General features: G+C 46.4%; 1 pseudogene. It reads left to right on the top strand.

Annotated elements, in window-relative coordinates:
- A pseudogene (locus RVS70_RS22970) lies at nucleotides 1-401 on the top strand (polysaccharide biosynthesis protein); the annotation flags it as partial.

Genomic DNA, 401 nt, shown 5'->3' with positions numbered 1-401 from the left:
CAATGGGTGCCACCAAGCTGTTATCTGAAAAGCTGTTTCATCAAGCAAACCGCCACGTTCAAAACAAAGGAACCGTGTTTTGTTCGGTCCGCTTCGGAAATGTTCTGGGCTCCAGAGGTTCGGTCATCCCTATATTATTTGAACAGATGATGGAGGGTCAGCCTCTGACTATCACAGACAAGAACATGACCAGATTTTTCATGTCAATAGACGATGCAGCTACATTGACTTTGCAATCAGCTGCGATTACAAAAGGCGGAGAAACCTTTATTTTCAAAATGGAATCACTGAAACTTGAAGAACTGATTCATGGATTTGAAGAATATGCATAGCAGCACGGGCTCCCGCGGCCGGCGGCCGGAGAAGTCGGCAAGCGTCCAGGTGAAAAGCTTCACGAAGAA

It is taken from the genome of Virgibacillus sp. M23, assembly GCF_034190895.1.
GTDB lineage: Bacteria > Bacillota > Bacilli > Bacillales > Amphibacillaceae > Virgibacillus > Virgibacillus salarius.
Note: the sequence above shows the minus strand (reverse complement) of the source record. Positions and strands in the feature narration are given on the sequence as shown.